Origin of the sequence: Bradyrhizobium sp. KB893862 SZCCT0404, from assembly GCF_018130885.1 — a bacterium.
GTDB lineage: Bacteria > Pseudomonadota > Alphaproteobacteria > Rhizobiales > Xanthobacteraceae > Bradyrhizobium > Bradyrhizobium stylosanthis.
Genome location: NZ_JAFCLT010000006.1, coordinates 533,709 through 551,861 on the forward strand (window position 1 = coordinate 533,709; position 18,153 = coordinate 551,861).

An 18,153-nucleotide genomic window follows, 5' to 3' on the forward strand; every position below is an offset into this window, starting at 1 on the left:
CCTGCATGGTAAGGTAGCCTGACGATATCGTCAAGTAGCCTGACTAATCGACATCCTCGAGCGTATCGAACCGCTCGCCATAGACCGCGAGCCCTTTCAGGATCGCGTCCATCGTGGCCTTGCCGAGTTCGGCCCGCATCTCCTGCTCGGCGATATCGACCGCGTCGCGAAACGCATCGAGCCATTTGCGCCCAGCCGGCGTGAACATCACGATGCGCGCGCGCCGGTCGGTCGGATCGGCGATGCGATCGACGAGGCCGAGCTCGGCGCATTGATCGACCAGCTCGCCCATCGCCTGCTTGCTCATGGAGGCCCGGCGGGCGAGCTCGGTGAGCCGCGTCCCCTCGACGTCGAGATTGCGGGTCAGGCTGACATGGGCGATGCGCGTCTCGTCGTGGCCCCGCTCGCTCATCAGCTCAAGCACGCGGCCTTCGAAGCGCCGCACGGCATTGTTGAGCAGGCGGCCGATATTGGCATGCCGCCACGCGGTACCCGATGTTCTGGCTTTCACGAGATGTGTTTCCGATTCGACCCGTCGAGAGTTCGCGAAGCTAGCACAACAGACGGCCTTGCGCGCTCGGAGAGCCGATCGCCGCATGTAACGGCGCTATGGGACTACGGGCGGTGTGGATCAAGACACCGCCCGACATCCGGGTTTCCAGCGATACCGACGAGGGAGGCTTACTGGGACCGATCCGACGTCCAGCCCTTGTACTCGGCGATGTTGTCTCTGGTCACGAGCTTGGACGGCAGGAGCTCGACGGTGGAGGCCGGCTTCTGGCCGTTGAGAATGCCGACGCCGACTTGCACCGCGCGCCGCGCCATGAAGAACGGATCCTGCGAAGCGGACGCCTGGATCTGCGGCGACTGCGGATCTTTCAGCGCGGCCTCGATGTCGGGTGCGCCATCGACCGCCGTGATGATGATGCCCGTGCGGTTCTGCTGGCGCGCGGCAAGGTCGGTGCCGATCGCCTGAGGATCGTTGATCGCGAAGATGGCGTCGATCTTGGGGAAGCGGGTCAGATAACCCTGCGCCACGGTCAGGCCGCCCTCGCGCGAGCCCTTGCCGTCCTGGTCGCTGGACAGCACCTTGATGCCGGGATTCTTCGAGAGAACGTTCTTGCAGCCGACGACGCGGTCGATCACGGCGGAGACCTGCGGCCCGTTCTCGATGACAACGTCGCCCTTCCCTCCCAGCTTGTCGACGATGTACTGGCAGGAGATCTCGCCGGCCTGCACGTTGTTCGTGGTCACGGTGGCGTCGGCGCCTTCAGCCGCGGTGTCGACCGCGACGACCACGATGCCGGCGGCCTGCGCCTTCTTGATCGCCGGCCCGATCGCCTTGGGATCGCCGGGGTTGAGCAGGATCAGGTCGACGCCGGCGGCGATGAAATTGTCGATCTGTGTGACCTGCTTGCCGAGATCGTATTCGAAGCCGACCGTCGTGATCTTCACGTTGGAATTGGTCTTCTTCGCCTCGAACTCGGCGCCCTTCGACAGCGCGACAAAGAACGGGTTGCCCATCGATCCCAGCGAGACGCCGATCGACTTGAGCTCCTTGGCGAAGCATGGCGCGGCGCTGAGGGCAAGCGCCGTCGCGGCGCCGGCGAGCGTGATCGTCTTCAACATTGGCTTCCTCCCTGGTCTGTCTTCATCCCCGGCACGGCAGACCAGTTGCCGCAACGGAATCTCGTATCCTCACGTCCTGACCGAACCTTCACGTTCTGGCGGAGCCTTCACGTTCTGGCGGAGCCTTGCAGCCGGTAGCGATCCAGCGCCACGGCGCCGATGATCACGAGACCCTTGATCACATATTGCCAGATGTCGGAGACACCGATCAGGATCAGGCCGTTCGAGAGCACCGCGATGATCAACGCGCCGATCAGCGTGCCCCAGATCGAGCCGATGCCACCGACGAACGAGGTGCCGCCGAGGATCACGGCGGTGATGGCATCGAGCTCGTAGGACTGGCCGAGCTGCAGGCCGTTGGCGGCATAGAGCCGCGCCGCCTGCATGGCGCCGCCGAGCCCGGCGAAGAGCCCGGAGATGCCGTACACGAAGATCAGCACGGCCCAGACCTTGATGCCGGCGAGCCTCGCCGCGCTCTCATTGCCGCCCACCGCATAGATGTGCACGCCGAGCACGGTCCGGCGCAGCACCAGCCACGAGACGAAGATGACGAGCAAGGCGATCACCGAGAGCCACGGGATCGACGCGACGCCCGGAATGAGCGTCAGCGAGCCGTTGCCGATGAAGGCATAGGGAATGGACGGATTGAACACGGTGGTGTCGGCGCCGAGCAGCCGCGCGAGGCCGCGCACGGCGGTGAGCGAGCCGAGCGTGACGATGAAGGGCGGCAGGCGCAGCAGCGCGATCAGCGCGCCGTTGACGATGCCGAAGCCAAGGCCGGTCAGGACGGAGGCCGGCAGCCACAGCATCCCGAGCTCCGGCAGCTTGGAGAGCGTCAGGCCGGCCATCGCCGAGGCCGCCAGGATCGAGCCGACCGAGAGGTCGATGCCGCCGGTGAGGATAACAAAGGTCATGCCTGCGGCGAGCACGGTGTTCACCGCGGCCTGCTGCAGCACGATGCCGAGATTCTGTCCGGTGAAGAAGCGGCCCTCGGAGAGAAAATGAAAGCCGACGCACAGGATCAGCAGCACCGGCAGCATGCCGAGCGCGCTGATCAGCATCCTCACCCGCTGGCGCTTGGTCTCCGCAGCCGCGCCGTTGGTCGTCGAGGGCGCGGGCTTGGCCTGCGAGGCACCATTGTCAGGCATCCAGATGCTCCATCCCCGTGGCAAGCGCCATGATGTCTTCCTGCGTCAGCGGCGAATGCGGCCCGCGTGCGACCTCGCCGGCGATGTGCCCGGCGCGCATCACGATGACGCGGTCGCAGATGCCGATGATCTCGGGCAGATCGGAGGAGATGACCAGGATCGCAGTGCCGACCTTGGCCAGATTGTCGATGATCGAATAGATCTCGGATTTGGCACCGACGTCGACCCCGCGCGTCGGCTCGTCGAGGATGAGGACCTTCGGCGCAATGGCAAGCAGCCGCGACAGCAGCACCTTCTGCTGGTTGCCGCCGGACAGACCGCCGGCGGGAACGCCGACATTGGCGGCGCGGATGCTGAGGCCTGCGAAGGCCCGGTCGGCGCGCTCGCGACCCTTGTCGCGATCCAGGACCCAGCCGAGCTTGGCATCGCGCCCGAGCACCGCAAGATTGATGTTGTCCAGACACGACATGTCGAGGAACAGGCCGAGCGCCTTCCTGTCCTCGGTCAGATAGGCGATACCGGCCTCGAGCGCCGCGCCGGGGGTGCGAATGTCGATCGGACGTCCCTCGAGTTCGAGCCGGCCCGAGGTTTTCGTCGCCGCGCCGATGATGAGATGCGCAAGCTCGGTGCGGCCCGCGCCGATCAGCCCGGCGAGCCCGACCACCTCGCCCGCATGCACGGTGAGCGAGCAGCCCTTGACGCGGTGACCGTCGGCCATGTCGATCGCCGCGAGCACCGGGTGCCCGCGTCCCGCGTCGGGATCGTGATCCTTCTTGTAGAAGGAAGAGACGTCGCGCCCCACCATCAGCCGGACGATGGTATCGGCGCGGATGTCGGGCTTATCGAGCGAGCCGACCAGCCGTCCGTCGCGCAGCACGGTGACGCGGTCGCCGAGCGCATAGACCTCGTCCATGCGATGCGAGATATAGATGATGGCAAGCCCCTCGGAGCGCAGCTGGCGGATCAGGGCGAACAGCCGTTCGCTTTCGGCGGCCGACAGCGAGGTGGTCGGCTCGTCCATGATCAGGATCTTTGATCTCGCATGCAGCGCCCGCGCGATCTCGACCAGCTGCCGCTGGCCCATGGACAGGTGCGCCACCAGCGTCGATGGCAGGAAGTCCGCTCCCAGCCGCTTCAGGATCGGGCCGACGCCCTCGCGCATCGCGCTGCGCGCCAGCAAGCCGGCCCGCGAGATCTCACGCCCCAGATAGATGTTCTCGGCAACACTGAGATTGGGAGCCAACGAAAGCTCCTGATAGATGATCGAGATGCCCGCCGCACGGCCGCCGAGCGGGCCTTCGATCCGCACCGGATGTCCTTCGATGCGGATCTCGCCGCCGGGATCGGGCCGGTAGGCGCCGGACAGGATCTTCATCAGCGTCGATTTGCCGGCGCCGTTCTCGCCCATCAGGGCATGGATTTCGCCGGCATAGACGGTGAGATCGACCGTACGCAGCGCCTTGATGCCGAAGAAGGTCTTCGAGACCCCGCGCATCTCAAGGATCGGATCGTTCATCGTGCCTCCCGGCGCACAATGCGTTCCCCACCCGCGTCTCAATCGGTTTGTCAGCGCGGCTCACGCATTAAACAAAACGCCGCAAGCCAGGGCAATACCGAACAGACGGGAATGCAGCATCAAGGCGAGGCTAGTGGCGCCGCCGATACAGTTCGCGCCAGGCGGGAAGCCGCTCGGCATACGCATCGACCAGTTCTGCGTCGGGTTCAAACGTCTCGACGCGCTGCGGCCGCGTGCAAATTGCGGGGATCGCCTCGCCCGTGACAGCAAGCCGCCCCAATCTCGCCGCACCGAATGCCGCGCCGGTTTCGCCACCGGCAAAACGGTGAACCGGAACACTCAATACGTTGGCCAGCACCGAGAGCCAGAACGGAGACCGCGAACCACCGCCGATGACGTCGGCCTCCGCAATCGCGATGCCGGCGTCCGCGAGCACATCGCGGCAATCGGCCAGCGCAAAGGCAACGCCCTCGAGCACCGCCTGCACGATCGCCGCGCGATCGGTGCCATGACTCAGACCGTCGAGCATGCCGCGCACGACGGGATCGTCGTGCGGCGTCCGTTCACCGGCGAGATAAGGCAGGAAGCTCACAGGAGACGGCGCTCGCGGGCGCGACCCCAGCGGCGCCAGCAGCTCGGCCTCGGTGGCGCCGAACAGGCGCGCGGCCCAGGCGAGGCACGAGGCGGCCGACAGGATCGCGCCGGCCTGGATCCACATGCCGGGAATGGCATGACAGAACGTGTGCACGACGCGATCGGGGTTGGCGGCAATCCTGTCGGTCGGCGCCAACAGGGCACCCGAGGTTCCCAGTGATACGAACGCGGTTCCCGGCCGGATCGCACCAATGCCGATGGCACCCGCCGGATTGTCACCGGCACCGCCGGCGATGATCGGCGGTTTGGCCATGCCCCAGCGCCGCACGAGCTCACTGCGCAGCGTTGTTGCAGGCGCGCATCCCTCGACCAGGCGCGGCATGTGATCGCGCGACAGTCCGGTCGCGGCCAAAGCTGCGTCCGACCAGTCGCGGCGGGCAACGTCGAGCCACAGCGATCCCGATGCATCCGAGACATCTTCGACGACTTCGCCCGATAGGACGAGGCGCAGATAGGCTTTTGGAAGCAGAACGAGTTTGGTCGCTGCGAATACATCCGGTTCGTGCGTCGCGACCCAGAGCAGCTTCGGCGCGGTGAATCCCGGCATCGCCTTGTTGCCCGTGGTCGCGCGCAGGGCGGGCCAGCGCTGCTCAAGGATACGGCACTCGGCGGCGGAGCGTCCGTCGTTCCAGAGGATGCAGGGCCGCAAGGGTCTCGAGCTCGCATCGAGCAGCGTGGCGCCATGCATCTGGCCGGACAGTCCGATGCCTTCGACCGCCGCCAGCTTTTTTCCATGCGACGCCTTCAGGGCATCCAGCGTGGCAAAGGCCGCATCGATCCACTGCGCGGGGTCCTGCTCGTAATAACCTGGTTGCGGCGAGACGGTCGCGAGCGGCCGGCTCTCGCTGGCAATCACGCGCTGGGCATCGTCGACGAGAACGGTCTTGACCGCGGAGGTGCCGAGATCGATGCCGAGATACATGATTGTCTCCCGCTCACTTCGCCGCGTCGATCCATATCCCCGGCTCCGAATGCTCGCGAATATGGGTGACCAGGAAGTCGGAAAAGACCCTGATCTTGGCGGGCAGCCTGACGCGGTTTTGATAGGCGATGTTCATGGTGAGCAGCGGCAGCTCCCAGTCGCTCAGGACGGGCACCAGCCGGCCGGCCGCGATGTCGCCCTGCACGATGTAAAGCGGCTGGATCAGGATGCCGAGCCCTGCGCGCGCCGCGCCGCAGATGATCTGGCCGTCATTGCTGTCGAGCGTCGGCGCGATCCGGACGGTCTGCGTCGCGCTGCCCTTGCTCAGCCGCAGCGAATAGGGATCGTTGGCAAGGTTGTAGATCAGCATGTTGTGGCGGGCGAGATCGGCGGGATGCTCCGGCCGGCCGTGCTTCTCCAGATACGAGGGAGCCGCCGCGAGCACGCGATGCATCTGGCCGATGCGGCGGACGATGATGTTGGAATCCGGCTCGTGCTCGCGCGTGCGGATCGCCACGTCGATGCCGGCCTCGATGAAATCCAGATAGCGGTTGGCACTGATGATCTGCACGCTGAGATCAGGATAGAGCGCGCGGAAGGCCGGCAGCATCGGCGCGAGATAGATCATCGCGAAGGACAGCGATGACGTCACGCGCAGCATGCCCTTCGGCGACAGCGCACGATCGGAGACGGCGTCCTCGGCTTCGGCGAGCTCGTTCAACAGCGTGCTGCAGCGCTGCAACAACTCCTGCCCTGCCTCGGTCAGCCATTGCCGGCGCGTGTTGCGCTCGATCAGGCGGACCGCAAGCCGCTCCTCCAGCGCGCTGAGATGGCGGCTGGCAGCCGCGTTCGACATCCGCAGGATTTCGGCGGCCTTGGACAGGCTGCCGAGCTCGGCGGTTTTGGAGAAGACTTCGAGTTGGAGCAGCCGGTCCATTTTTGCGAAATGAGGAAAAGAGACTTACAAAGTTTGACCTTTATTTCCGATTTCTGCAAGGCAAAATGGCGCCAACAAAGCACAATGGCAGGCGAGGAAATCAGGAAATGTCGGGCCCGATCAGGCACATCGTGATGTGGCGGCTGCGCGGGGAGACCCCCGAGGAGCGCTCGGCCGCCCGGGTCAAGGTCAAGACCCTGTTCGAGGGCCTCAAGGGCCGGATCGACGGCCTGACCCATATCGAGGTCGGCATGGACGTCAGCGCGGTGGATTACGCCTGCGACGTGGTGCTGTTCTCCGAATTCACCAGCCAGGCCGCGCTCGCCGCCTACGCCAATCACCCCGAACATTTGCGCGTGCGCGAGGCGCTTGGCGACTTGCGGATCGGACGCTTCCAGGTCGATTATCCCATCAAAGAGACCGGCGCATGATCGGTTCGTTCACCTTTGAAAACCTGCCCTGCCGCGTCGTGTTCGGCAGCGGAACCCTGGCGAGCGCAAAGGCCGAGGTCGAACGGCTCGGCGGCAAGCGCGCGCTGGTGCTGACGACGCCGCAGCAGGAGGCGCAGGGCAAGAGCCTGGGCGCCGCGCTCGGCCCGCTTTATGCCGGCATCTTTCCGGGCGCGACCATGCATACGCCGGTCGACGTCACCGAGCGCGCGCTAGCCGCGATGAAGGCATGCGAGGCCGACTGCGTCGTCTCACTCGGCGGCGGCTCGACCACAGGCCTCGGCAAGGCGCTGGCCTTGCGCACCGGGGTCAACCAGCTCTGCATCCCCACCACCTATGCCGGCTCGGAGATGACGCCGATCGTCGGCCAGACCGAGAATGGGCTCAAGACCACGGTGCGCGACGCGGCGATATTGCCGGAGACCGTGATCTACGATGTCGACCTGACCCTGACGCTGCCGGCGGGCCTGGCTGCGACATCAGGCATCAACGCCATCGCCCACGCCGTCGAGGCGCTCTATGCGCGCGACACCAATCCCGTGACCTCGCTGATGGCCGAAGAAGGCATCCGCGCGCTCGCCCGCGCCCTGCCCGCCATCGCGGCCAAGAGCGACGACCGCGAGGCCCGCACCGAAGCGCTCTATGGCGCGTGGCTGTGCGGCGTTTGTCTCGGCACCGTCGGCATGGCGCTGCATCACAAGCTCTGCCACACGCTCGGCGGCACCTTTGATCTCCCGCACGCGGAGACCCACACGATCGTGCTTTCGCATGCGCTGGCCTACAATGCGCCGGCAGTGCCCGAGGCGATGGCGCGCATCTCGCGTGCGATCGACTCAGACGACGCATCGCAGGGTCTCTATGACCTCGCCAAGCGGCTCGGGGCGAAGCTGGCGCTGCGCGACATCGGCATGCCCGAGAGCGGCATCGACAAGGCCGCCGACCTCGCCGTCACCAACGCTTACTGGAACCCGCGCCCGCTGGAGCGCGATGCCATCCGCGACCTGATCGCGCGCGCCTGGGCCGGCGAGCCGCCCGGCGCCGTCAAAGCGGCGGCGTGAAGCGATGCGCCGCACGCTGATCAAATCGGCCACCGTCATCAGCATGGATGACGCGATCGGCGACCTCGCGACCGGCGACGTGCTGGTCGAGGGTAGCCGCATTGCCGATGTGCGGCCATCGATCGACGTTGCGGCCGACACGGAGATCGTCGACGGCAAAGGCCGCATCGTCATCCCCGGCCTGATCAACGCGCATATGCACACGTGGCAGACGGGCTTGCGCGGCTTTGCCGCGAACTGGACGCTGCTGGAATATTTCCGCCGCATGCATGCCGGGCTCGCAACCGTGTTCCGGCCCGAGGACATTCATATCGCGACGCTTGTCGGTGCGCTCAACCAGATCAATCACGGCGTCACCACGCTGGTCGACTGGTGCCACAACAACCCGACGCCCGATCACACCGACGCCGCCGTGCGCGGACTGATCGAGAGCGGCATCCGCGCGGCGTTCTTCCATGGCTCGCCAAAGCCGGAGCCGAAGCCGGGCGAGCCGCATTTCTCGGAAGTGCCGCATCCGCGCCGCGAGGTTGAACGGCTGCTCGCAGGTCCCCTCGCCGACCGCGACGGGCTCGTCACGCTCGGTCTTGCGATCCTCGGTCCGCATTATTCGACGCTCGACGTCGCCATGCATGATTTCCGACTGGCACGCGAACTCAAGCTGATCGCATCGATGCATCAGGGCGGCGGTCCGGCCAAGACGCCCGGAGGCTGGGAGAAGCTGCTCGAGGCAGGACTCGTCGGCGCCGGCATCAACATCGTCCATGGCAACGACCTGCCTGATGATCTGCTCGATCGCATGGTCGATCTCGGCGTGTCCTTCTCGGTCACGCCCGAGAACGAGATGATCCAGGGCCACGGCTTTCCGATTACCGGACGGCTACTCAAGCGCGGCGTGCGGCCGACCATCGGCATCGATCTGGAATCCGTGCTGGCCGGCGATCTATTCTCTGCTGCGCGCGTCGCGCTGTCGATGCAGCGGGCGCTCGACAATGCGGAGTCGCGCAAAGCCAGCGGCACCATTCCGGCGACGACCACGATTCCCGTGCGCGAGGCGCTGCGCTGGATCACGACCGAAGGCGTCCGCATGCTCGGCCGCGAGCACCAGATCGGCTCGCTCACGCCGGGCAAGCTCGCCGACCTCGTCATCGTCAACGCCTCCGATCTCAATCTCCATCCGGTCCACGACCCCGTTGCGACCGTCGTGATGCAGACGAGCCTTGCCAATATCGAGGCCGTCATGATCGGCGGAGCCTGGAAGAAGCGGAATGGCAAGCTCCTGGTCGAAGGACTGGAGACGAAGAAAGAGCTGCTGAGCCAATCCGGCCGGCGGCTGGTGCAGGACATCGAACGACAGGGGCACGCCGCCTGACGGCGTCAACGGACAAGAACAATGACAGACGCTTCGAAAAGCATCGCTTTTGTCGGGATCGGCAAGATGGGCCTGCCGATGTCGGTGCTCGTCGCCAAGGCCGGCTATGCGGTCACGGCGTTCGACCAGAGCGCAGCGCGCATCGGCGAAGCGCGCGCTCAGGGCATTGCGATCGCCGCCTCGCCCGCCGAAGCCGTGAGCGGCAAGACCACGGTCGTGACCTCCCTGCCCGATGATGCCGCCTTGCGCGGCGCGCTGCTTGGCCCCGCCGGCCTGATCGCGGCGATGGCCGCCGGATCTGCCTTGATCGAAACCAGCACCGTGAGCGTCGAGGCTTCCACGGAGGTTGCGGCCGCCGCACAGGCACGCGGCGTTGCCTATCTGCGTTCACCGGTCTCCGGCAATGCCAGCATCGTCCACACCGGCGCGCTGACTTGCTTCGTCTCGGGGCCAAAGGATGCCTTCGAGAGCGCAAAGCCGCTGTTTGCCGCCTTCACGCGTGCGCAGACCTATCTCGGGCCCAGTGAAGAAGCCCGCTACGCAAAGCTCTCGGTCAATCTCATGATCGCGGTGTCGGCGGCGATGATGGCGGAGAGCCTGGCGCTGGCGCGCAAGGGCGGCATCGCCTGGCAGGACATCTTGAAGGTGCTCGACGACAGCGCGGTGGCATCGCCGATGGTGAAGTACAAGACGGCGCCGCTGCGGGCACGAGATTTCGAGTCCACCTTCTCCTGCAAGCAGATGGCCAAGGACCTCGATCTCATCCTGGGTGCCGGCCATGCCGTCGGCGTGCCGCTGCAGCTCGCAGCCCAAGTGCGCGAGACCTATGGCTCGCTGGTCGCCCAGGGCGACGGCGACACCGACTTCATCGCGACCGTCAAGCACCTGGAACGGTTGTCCGGGCTCGACGAACCGAAACTCTGATCGCGGAGATGCACATGCGTAACTTCAACGAGAACACGATCACGGATGCGGTGCTGGAGCGGATCGCGGGTGCGAGCGATCCGCGCATCAAGCAAGTCAGCGAGGCGCTGGTGCGGCACCTTCACGCCTTCGTCCGCGAGGTGCGGCCGACGCAGAAGGAATGGGAGTACGGCATCGATTTCCTGACCCGCACCGGGCACATGTGCGACGACAAGCGCCAGGAGTTCATCCTGTTGTCGGACACGCTCGGCGTCTCCATGCTGGTCGACGCCATCAACCATCCGGTGCCGGAGGGCGCGACCGAGACCACGGTGCTCGGCCCGTTCTTCGTGCAGGCCGCGCCGGAGAAGGACAGCGGCGCCGATATCTCCGGCCCGATGGAAGGCGACCCGATGCTGGTCACCGGCTCAGTCTCGACCGTGGACGGCAAGCCGCTGGCCGGCGCCATCGTCGACGTCTGGCATTCCGACGATGACGGCTATTACGACGTGCAGCAGCTCGACGAGATCGGGAACCTTGCGATGCGCGCGCGCTTCCATACCGACGCCAACGGCCGCTTCCATTTCTGGTCGATCAAGCCCGCCGCCTACCCCATTCCGCATGACGGCCCGGTCGGCGACATGCTGGAGGCACAAGGACGCCATCCCTGGCGTCCCGCACATGTCCACTTCATGATCTCCGCGCCCGGCTTCGAGCAATTGGTGACGCATGTGTTCGTCGCCGGCGACAAATATCTCGACAGCGACGTGGTGTTCGGCGTCAAGGACAGCCTGATCCGCGAATTCACCAGGCATCCCGCCGGCCGTGCGCCGGATGGTCGCATGGTCGAGAACGAGTATTTTCATCTCAACTACGATTTCGGCCTGAAGCAGGTTGCGAGCAGCGCAAGGGCCGCCTAAGCCGGACGACAACGCAGCGGACCGGCAAGAGTCCGCGATCGGGGTAGACAGGGAGCAAGGATGGGACCGCGGGTCAGCACGAGCATTTTGGCCGATCGCCTCACCGGCATGATCGGCCCGCGCGCGAGCGTTGCGCGCGGTGTGCTCGATCAGCATGGGCAGAGCGAGTCGCACTATCGGAGCCTGCCGCCCGATATCGTCGTCTTTCCCGAGACGACGCAGGAAGTGGCCGACATCGTGAAGCTGTGCGCGGGCGCGGGCATGCCGATCGTCCCGTTCGGCGCCGGAACCTCGCTCGAAGGCAATGCCGCGGCGGTCGCGGGCGGCGTCTGCTTCGACTTCGCACGCATGAACAAGGTGCTGGCGGTGCACGACAGCGACATGGATGTCGTGGTGCAGCCCGGCATCACGCGCAAGCAGCTCAATGCGGAGCTGCGCAATACCGGACTTTTCTTTCCGATCGATCCCGGTGCGGACGCCTCGATCGGCGGCATGACCTCCACCCGCGCCTCCGGCACCATGGCGGTGCGCTACGGCACCATGAAGGACAATGTCATGGCGCTGGAGGTGGTGCTGGCCGACGGCCGCATCATCCGCACCGCAAAGCGCGCCCGGAAGTCGGCCGCGGGCTACGATTTGACACGCATGTTCGTCGGCGCGGAAGGCACGCTCGGCGTCATCACCGAGGTCACGCTGAAAGTGCACCCCGTGCCGCAGGCGATCTCGGCCGCGGTCTGCAGCTTCGATACGCTGCACGACGCCGTCGACACCGCGATCTCCGTGATCCAGTCTGCGATCCCCGTGGCTCGCATCGAGCTGCTCGACGACGTCATGATGCGCGGCATCAATGCCTACGCCAAGCTGGGCTACCGCGAGGCGCCCACCCTGTTCTTCGAATTCCATGGCTCCGAATCCTCCGTCGCCGAGCAGGCCGAGGCAGCGCAAGCCATCGCGGCCGACCATGGCGGTCATGGTTTTGCCTGGGCCAAGGCACCGGAAGACCGCAGCCGGCTCTGGCACGCCCGCGACAACACGCTCTATGCGGGCCTCGGCCTACGCCCCGGCGCGCGCGCGGTCATCACCGACGTCTGCGTGCCGATCTCGCGGCTGGCGGAATGCCTGACCGAGACCCGCCGCGATGCCGACGAGCACGGCTTCACCGCGCCCATCGTCGGCCATGTCGGCGACGGCAATTTCCACATGCTGATCCTGATTGACCCCACCAAGCCGGAGGAGACCGAAGGCGCCAAGGCGCTGCAGGCCCGCATGGTCGCCCGCGCCATCGCCATGGACGGCACCTGCACCGGCGAGCACGGCATCGGGCTCGGCAAGATCGATTATCTCACCGACGAGCTCGGTGAGGCCGTCGACGTGATGCGGCAGATCAAGATCGCGCTCGATCCTGATGGATTGATGAATCCCGGGAAGATCTTTTCAGGCGGAGCCAGGGAATGAGCGACGCGCTCCCGATCGAAGTCACCTCGCCTGTCCCGCTGCTGGAGCTGCGCGGCATCAGCAAGGAGTTTCCCGGCGTCAAGGCGCTGGATGACGTGTCCTTTGCCGTCTACCCCGGCGAAGTCCACATGCTGCTCGGGGAGAACGGCGCAGGCAAATCGAGCCTGATGAAGGTGCTGTGCGGCGCCTACCGGGCCGACGCCGGCGAGTTCTACCATCAAGGCAACAAGGTCGCGATCTCCTCCACCGCAGATGCGCAGAAGCTCGGCATTGCCGTGATCTTCCAGGAGTTCTCGCTCGTCCCCCATCTCGACATCGCCCAGAACATCTACCTCGGCCGCGAGCCGAAGGGCCGCATCCCCGGCACCATCGACCGTCGCAAGATTCTGGCGGACGCGAAACGCGTGCTCGATACGATCGGCTTCGACATCGATCCCTCCACCATCGTCGACAGACTGGGCGTCGCACAGCAGCAGATGGTCGAGATTGCCAAGGCGATCAGCCAGAACGCCCGCATCCTCGTCATGGACGAGCCGACCGCGGCGCTGTCCGACCGCGAGACCGAACTGCTGTTCGCGCTGATCGCGCGGCTGAAGGCTGACGGCGTGTCGATCGTCTATATCTCGCACCGCATGGCCGAGGTATTCGCGCTCGGCGACCGCATCACCGTGCTGCGCGATGGCCGCCGCATCGACGGCGTCAAACCCGCCGACGTCACGCCGGACCAGCTCGTCCGCATGATGGTCGGCCGCAACGTCGACATGACCTATCCGCGCAATTTTGCCGACAAGCCCGGCGAGCTGCTGCTCGAGGTCAAGGGCCTCTCCGCATCGACCGGCATCTCCGACATCAACATCGAGGTGCGCCGGGGCGAGATCGTCGGGCTGTGCGGCCTCGTCGGCTCCGGCCGCAGCGAGGTCGCCCGCGCCATCTTCGGCGCCGATCCCGTGACCTCGGGCGAAATCATCTTCGACGGCAAGACCATCTCGGGCGAGCCTGATCTCGCCGCCCGCCGCGGCATCGCGCTGATCCCCGAGAGCCGCAAGAGCGAAGGCCTCGCGCTGCTGCGATCGGTCAGCGACAATCTCGTGGTATCCGCGCTGCGAAAGCTGTTCCCCAGCGGGCTGTTCGACCAACGCAGCGCGCAGCGGACCTCCGATGCACTCATTCGCCAGCTGCGCATTGCAACGCCCAGTGCACGGCAGACCGTCGGCCTGCTTTCGGGCGGCAACCAGCAGAAGGTCGTGATCGGCAAATGGCTAGCCGCCGGCTCGAAACTGTTCATCTTCGACGAGCCGACGCGCGGCATCGACATCGGCGCCAAGTCGGAGATCTTTGCCCTGATCGACCGGCTCGTCGCGGAAGGCGCGGCGGCTCTGATGATCTCGTCCGAGCAGGTCGAGATCTGCCATGTCTGTGACCGCGCCTATGTCATGCGCGAGGGCCGTATCGCCGGACACCTGACCCGCAACGAACTGACCGAGGAGAACATCGTGCGACTGGGGATGCATCATGCGTGAAGCCGCGGTCGTCTCGGAGCCCAATCCACTGCAGCGCATTCCCGGCGTTGCCATCGTGCTGGTGTTGCTGATCGCGCTGTTCAGCGCGATCGCGCCCGGCTTCCTGTCGGTCGCCAACCTCTCCAACGTGCTGGTGCAGTCCACCATCCTGACCATGCTGGCGCTGCCGATGACCCTGATCATCATGACGGAGGGGCTGGATCTCTCGATGGGCGCGGTGCTGACGCTGACCTCGCTGTGCGTCGCCATCGTCTCGCTCGCGACCCACTCGATGCTGCTGGGCCTCGGTGCCGGGCTCCTCGTCGGCGCGGCCTTCGGCATCGCCAACGGCTGGCTGGTCGCGATCCTCGGCATTCCGCCCTTCGTCGCAACGCTGGGCACGCTCGGCATGGCGCAGGGCCTCTCGCTGATCGTCAGCGACGGCCAGAGCGTGGTCGGCATCCCCCACAGCGTCCGCGACATGTATTCGGCGACGGTGCTCGGTATTCCCGTGCCGATCGTGATGGCGCTCGTGACCTACGCGGCCTTCCACGGCCTGCTCTATCACACCCGCTTCGGCACTTACATCTTCGCCCTCGGCGGCAATCGCGAGGCACTGCGCTATGCCGGTCTCTCGCCGAACAAGCTGCTGATCGCGGTCTACGCGCTGGGTGGCGCCATGGCCGGCATCGCGGGCCTTTTGATGACCGCACGGATGAACTCCGGCCACCCGACCGCCGGCCTCGGCCTCGAGTTCGATGCCATCGCCGCCGTCGCCGTCGGCGGCACCTCGTTCGAGCGCGGCAATGGCTGGCTGCTCGGCACGCTGCTCGGCGTCCTCTCTGTGGGTGTGCTGCGCAACGGGCTGAACCTGATCTCGCTGCCCTCATCGGTGCAGGTCGCAAGCGTTGGCGTCCTCGTCATCGTTGCCCTGTTCCTCGACGGCCTCAGGAGCCGCGCATGACCGATATCAGCAAGGACGTCATGGCGCCGCCCCGCTCGTTCCTGTCGCAGGATGCGATCCAGGTGTTTTACCGCCTGCTCGCAGCACTCCTGATCTGCGCGGTGCTCGCCGTGCTCAGCGATTCCTTCCTCAGCCTCGGCAACATCCTCAACGTGCTCCGGCAGGCGAGCCTGACCTTCTTCATCGCCTCAGGCTTGACCCTGGTGGTGCTCACCGCGGGCCTTGATCTCTCCGTCGGCGCCAACGTCGCGCTGTCGGCCTGTATCGCCGGTACCATCATCCACAAGACCGGCTCGCCGGCGCTCGGCATCCTCACCGGCCTTGCCTGCGGCGGCATCGTCGGCCTGCTCAACGGCGTCATGGTCACGGCGCTGCGCATCCCCTCCTTCATCGCCACCTACGGCATGCTCTGGGTGCTGAACGGCCTCACCTACTGGTACATGGCGGGCGAGACGCTGCACGGCTTCCCCGCGGGCTTCCGCCAGATCGGCAGCGGTTATCTTTTCGGCCTGCCCATCCCGGTCTACCTGCTGCTGGTGTTCCTCGGCATCGGGACACTGTTCGCCCAGCGCACGATCTGGGGCCAGGAGATCTATGCGATCGGCGCCAACCCGGTCGCGGCGCGGCTCTCGGGCATTCCGGTCGCGAAGCGCCTGCTGCTGGTCTACACGGTGTCCGGCACCATGGCGGGGCTCGCCTCGATCATCTTCCTGTCGCGGCTCAATTCGGCCGAGGCCGACATCGGCGAAAGCTTGACCCTGCCCGCGATTGCGGCCGTGCTGATCGGCGGCACGTCGCTGTTCGGCGGCGTCGGCACCGTGTTCGGCACTTTCATCGGCGCGCTGATCCTGACGCTGGTGCTGAACGGCATGAATCTGCTGTCGGTCAGTGCCAACTGGCAGCCGCTGGTGACAGGCATCATCGTCATTCTCGCGGTCTGGCTCGACATGAAGACCCGCCGCCGCGCGCAATGAGTTCTCAAGAAGTCCAACAAGCAAAATGAGGGATGGAGGCAATATGAAGAAGAAGCTGGGTTATCTGGCGCTGCCGCTGCTGATGGCGGCTGCGTTCACCACCGAAGTGCGTGCCGACGGCGAGACCATCGCCGTCTTCACCAAGAACCAGACCAACCCGTTCTTCCAGACGGTGCGGGTCGGCGCCGACAACATGGCGAAGGCGCTGAACGCGAAAACGCTGCAATACATCCCGACCAAGCCGGACTCGATCCCCGAGCAGCTCAGCCAGATCGAGGACGTCGTGGTGAAGAAGCCGAGCGCGATCGTCTTCACGCCAGTCGACTACAAGGCGATGGTGCCTGGAGTCGAGAAGATCAACGAAGCCAAGATCCCCGTCGTCAACATCACCGACCGCTCCGCCGGCGGCAAATTCCTCTCCTTCGTCGGCGCCGACGATTACAGCCTGGGGCTGGAGACCGCGCGCTTCCTGCTCAAGACGCTGGGCGGCAAAGGCAACATCGTCATCATCGAGGGCGTCAAGGGTTCGCTGACCAACGTCGACCGCGTGCGCGGCTTCAACGACGCGCTGAAGGAAACGCCCGGCGCCAAGCTGCTGGCCTCGCAGCCCGGCAACTACCAGCGGCTGCAGGCGCTTCAGGTGATGGAAAACCTGATGCAGTCGAATTCGCAGATCGACGGCGTGCTCGCCGCCAACGACGCCATGGCCGTCGGCGCGATCGAGGCACTCGACGGCGCCAACCGCAAGGCGCAGGTGATCGGCATCAACGGCACCAAGGAGGCGATCGACGCCATCAAGTCCGGCAAGCTGCTCGCCAGCGGCGATTACAACGGATTTGCCCAGGGCTGCCTCGGCACCATGATGGCGATCCGCTCCTTGCGCAACCAGCCTGTCATCAGCGAGATCGTGCTGAAGCCGACCGTCATCACCAAGGACAACTATCAGCCGTTCGACGTGCCGCTGGAGCAGCGCACCTGCCCGACCTTCGAGGACGCCGGCAAGCTCGGCGCCAAATAGGGACACGACGAACACGGACGGCCGCGCTCGCGGCCGTCCCAAGAACGAAGCCAAGAAGAAACCAAGAAGCGGAGACCACCATGCTGTTCGCCATTCACGCCGTCGACCGCACCGGCGCGCTGCCGACCCGGCTCGCCAATTACGACGCCCACAAGTCCTTCCTGAGCGATACCTCGCGCTTCGGCGTCAAGATCGTGATGTCGGGGCCGCTCGTCTCCGACGACGGCGCCACAATGATCGGCAGCCTGTTCCTGATCGAGGCGCCCGGTCGCGCCGAAGTCGAGGCCTTCAACAAGGCCGATCCGTTTGCCGCGGCCGGCATCTGGGAAAGGGTCACGATCACGGGCTTCCTGCGCCGCCAGGGTTAGGATTTCGCACGAGCTGACTATTCTTGAGAAGGCGTCTCAACCGCCTTCGAGGGCGTCTTGCCCCGTCGCCGGCCAACTCGCCGTCACAAACCGGCTAGTGGATGGTCGGGTTGTCGAAACGCAGTTCCGCCTGTGCAGTCACGATCTCGAAGTGTGCCGTATCGTGCCTCGCAGCCAGTTCGCGGGCAGCCGCTTGATCCCGGCTCCATCCCGGCTCACGACGCGCGCGGCGCTCCCGATAATCGATCAGCCAGATGGTTTCCCAGTAAGTGAGGCCCACGAAGACATCGCGCCCCTCGGAGTCCGGCACCAGCTCGCTCAAGTAGGTGACGTGGCTCCGCAGCTTCTCTGCAGTCATGACCCGTCTCCT

General features: G+C 65.7%; 18 protein-coding genes. 11 read left to right on the top strand and 7 right to left on the bottom strand.

The annotated features are described in order from the left end of the window. Positions 1 to 43: 43 nt before the first annotated feature. The 6 genes from JQ617_RS25480 to JQ617_RS25505 all read right to left on the bottom strand — a co-directional run bounded on the left by JQ617_RS25480 (position 44) and on the right by JQ617_RS25505 (position 6,806). Positions 44 to 511 (bottom strand): MarR family winged helix-turn-helix transcriptional regulator, encoded by a 468-nt coding sequence (locus JQ617_RS25480; protein ID WP_212028678.1) that lies wholly within the window; start codon positions 509 to 511, stop codon positions 44 to 46. A gap of 170 nt (positions 512 to 681) precedes the next feature. Continuing rightward, positions 682 to 1,629: an ABC transporter substrate-binding protein gene (locus JQ617_RS25485; protein ID WP_212028679.1), complete on the bottom strand. Its 948-nt coding sequence runs from the start codon at positions 1,627 to 1,629 to the stop codon at positions 682 to 684. A 107-nt stretch (positions 1,630 to 1,736) separates the two neighbouring features. Next, entirely contained in the window at positions 1,737 to 2,777 is a 1,041-nt protein-coding gene (locus JQ617_RS25490) for an ABC transporter permease subunit (protein WP_212028680.1), read from the bottom strand. Next, the gene (locus tag JQ617_RS25495) at positions 2,770 to 4,293 is read right to left on the bottom strand and encodes a sugar ABC transporter ATP-binding protein (protein WP_212028681.1); all 1,524 of its coding nucleotides are present in this window, start codon (positions 4,291 to 4,293) and stop codon (positions 2,770 to 2,772) included. The genes JQ617_RS25490 and JQ617_RS25495 overlap by 8 nt, the downstream gene beginning before the upstream one ends. 130 nt (positions 4,294 to 4,423) lie before the next feature. Continuing rightward, positions 4,424 to 5,869 (bottom strand): xylulokinase, encoded by a 1,446-nt coding sequence (gene xylB / locus JQ617_RS25500; protein WP_212028682.1) that lies wholly within the window; start codon positions 5,867 to 5,869, stop codon positions 4,424 to 4,426. A 13-nt stretch (positions 5,870 to 5,882) separates the two neighbouring features. After that, positions 5,883 to 6,806 carry a LysR family transcriptional regulator gene (locus JQ617_RS25505; RefSeq protein WP_212028683.1) on the bottom strand — a complete coding sequence of 308 codons (924 nt, stop codon included), beginning with the start codon at positions 6,804 to 6,806 and terminating at the stop codon, positions 5,883 to 5,885. 107 nt (positions 6,807 to 6,913) lie between these two features. Here JQ617_RS25505 and JQ617_RS25510 point away from each other — a divergent pair, with 107 nt between their 5' ends. From JQ617_RS25510 to JQ617_RS25560, 11 genes are all read left to right on the top strand, one after another. Further along, on the top strand, positions 6,914 to 7,237 hold the full coding sequence (locus tag JQ617_RS25510; protein WP_212028684.1) for a Dabb family protein: 324 nt from the start codon (positions 6,914 to 6,916) through the stop codon (positions 7,235 to 7,237). Beyond that, positions 7,234 to 8,313, top strand: a complete 1,080-nt coding sequence (locus tag JQ617_RS25515; protein WP_212028685.1) for a maleylacetate reductase — start codon at positions 7,234 to 7,236, stop codon at positions 8,311 to 8,313. The genes JQ617_RS25510 and JQ617_RS25515 overlap by 4 nt, the downstream gene beginning before the upstream one ends. A gap of 4 nt (positions 8,314 to 8,317) precedes the next feature. Further along, on the top strand, positions 8,318 to 9,682 hold the full coding sequence (locus JQ617_RS25520; RefSeq protein WP_212028686.1) for an amidohydrolase family protein: 1,365 nt from the start codon (positions 8,318 to 8,320) through the stop codon (positions 9,680 to 9,682). A gap of 21 nt (positions 9,683 to 9,703) precedes the next feature. Beyond that, complete coding sequence (locus JQ617_RS25525; RefSeq protein ID WP_212028687.1) at positions 9,704 to 10,606, top strand: NAD(P)-dependent oxidoreductase; 903 nt, start codon at positions 9,704 to 9,706, stop codon at positions 10,604 to 10,606. Positions 10,607 to 10,620: 14 nt separating this feature from the next. Beyond that, positions 10,621 to 11,505, top strand: coding sequence for an intradiol ring-cleavage dioxygenase (locus JQ617_RS25530; RefSeq protein ID WP_212028688.1), 885 nt, complete (start codon positions 10,621 to 10,623; stop codon positions 11,503 to 11,505). A 60-nt stretch (positions 11,506 to 11,565) separates the two neighbouring features. Next, on the top strand, positions 11,566 to 12,960 hold the full coding sequence (locus JQ617_RS25535; RefSeq protein WP_212028689.1) for an FAD-linked oxidase C-terminal domain-containing protein: 1,395 nt from the start codon (positions 11,566 to 11,568) through the stop codon (positions 12,958 to 12,960). After that, positions 12,957 to 14,480, top strand: a complete 1,524-nt coding sequence (locus tag JQ617_RS25540; RefSeq protein WP_212028690.1) for a sugar ABC transporter ATP-binding protein — start codon at positions 12,957 to 12,959, stop codon at positions 14,478 to 14,480. Before JQ617_RS25535 ends, JQ617_RS25540 begins: the two co-directional genes overlap by 4 nt. Beyond that, positions 14,473 to 15,423, top strand: a complete 951-nt coding sequence (locus JQ617_RS25545) for an ABC transporter permease (protein ID WP_212028691.1) — start codon at positions 14,473 to 14,475, stop codon at positions 15,421 to 15,423. Before JQ617_RS25540 ends, JQ617_RS25545 begins: the two co-directional genes overlap by 8 nt. Further along, positions 15,420 to 16,397: an ABC transporter permease gene (locus JQ617_RS25550; protein ID WP_212028692.1), complete on the top strand. Its 978-nt coding sequence runs from the start codon at positions 15,420 to 15,422 to the stop codon at positions 16,395 to 16,397. Before JQ617_RS25545 ends, JQ617_RS25550 begins: the two co-directional genes overlap by 4 nt. 43 nt (positions 16,398 to 16,440) lie before the next feature. Next, positions 16,441 to 17,415 (top strand): sugar ABC transporter substrate-binding protein, encoded by a 975-nt coding sequence (locus JQ617_RS25555; protein ID WP_063694582.1) that lies wholly within the window; start codon positions 16,441 to 16,443, stop codon positions 17,413 to 17,415. A gap of 80 nt (positions 17,416 to 17,495) precedes the next feature. Continuing rightward, on the top strand, positions 17,496 to 17,783 hold the full coding sequence (locus JQ617_RS25560) for a YciI family protein (RefSeq protein ID WP_212028693.1): 288 nt from the start codon (positions 17,496 to 17,498) through the stop codon (positions 17,781 to 17,783). Between the two features lie 94 nt (positions 17,784 to 17,877). On the opposite strand, the gene JQ617_RS25565 is transcribed toward JQ617_RS25560, so the two are convergent. Then, positions 17,878 to 18,141 (bottom strand): hypothetical protein, encoded by a 264-nt coding sequence (locus tag JQ617_RS25565; protein WP_145662675.1) that lies wholly within the window; start codon positions 18,139 to 18,141, stop codon positions 17,878 to 17,880. Positions 18,142 to 18,153 lie beyond the last annotated feature (12 nt).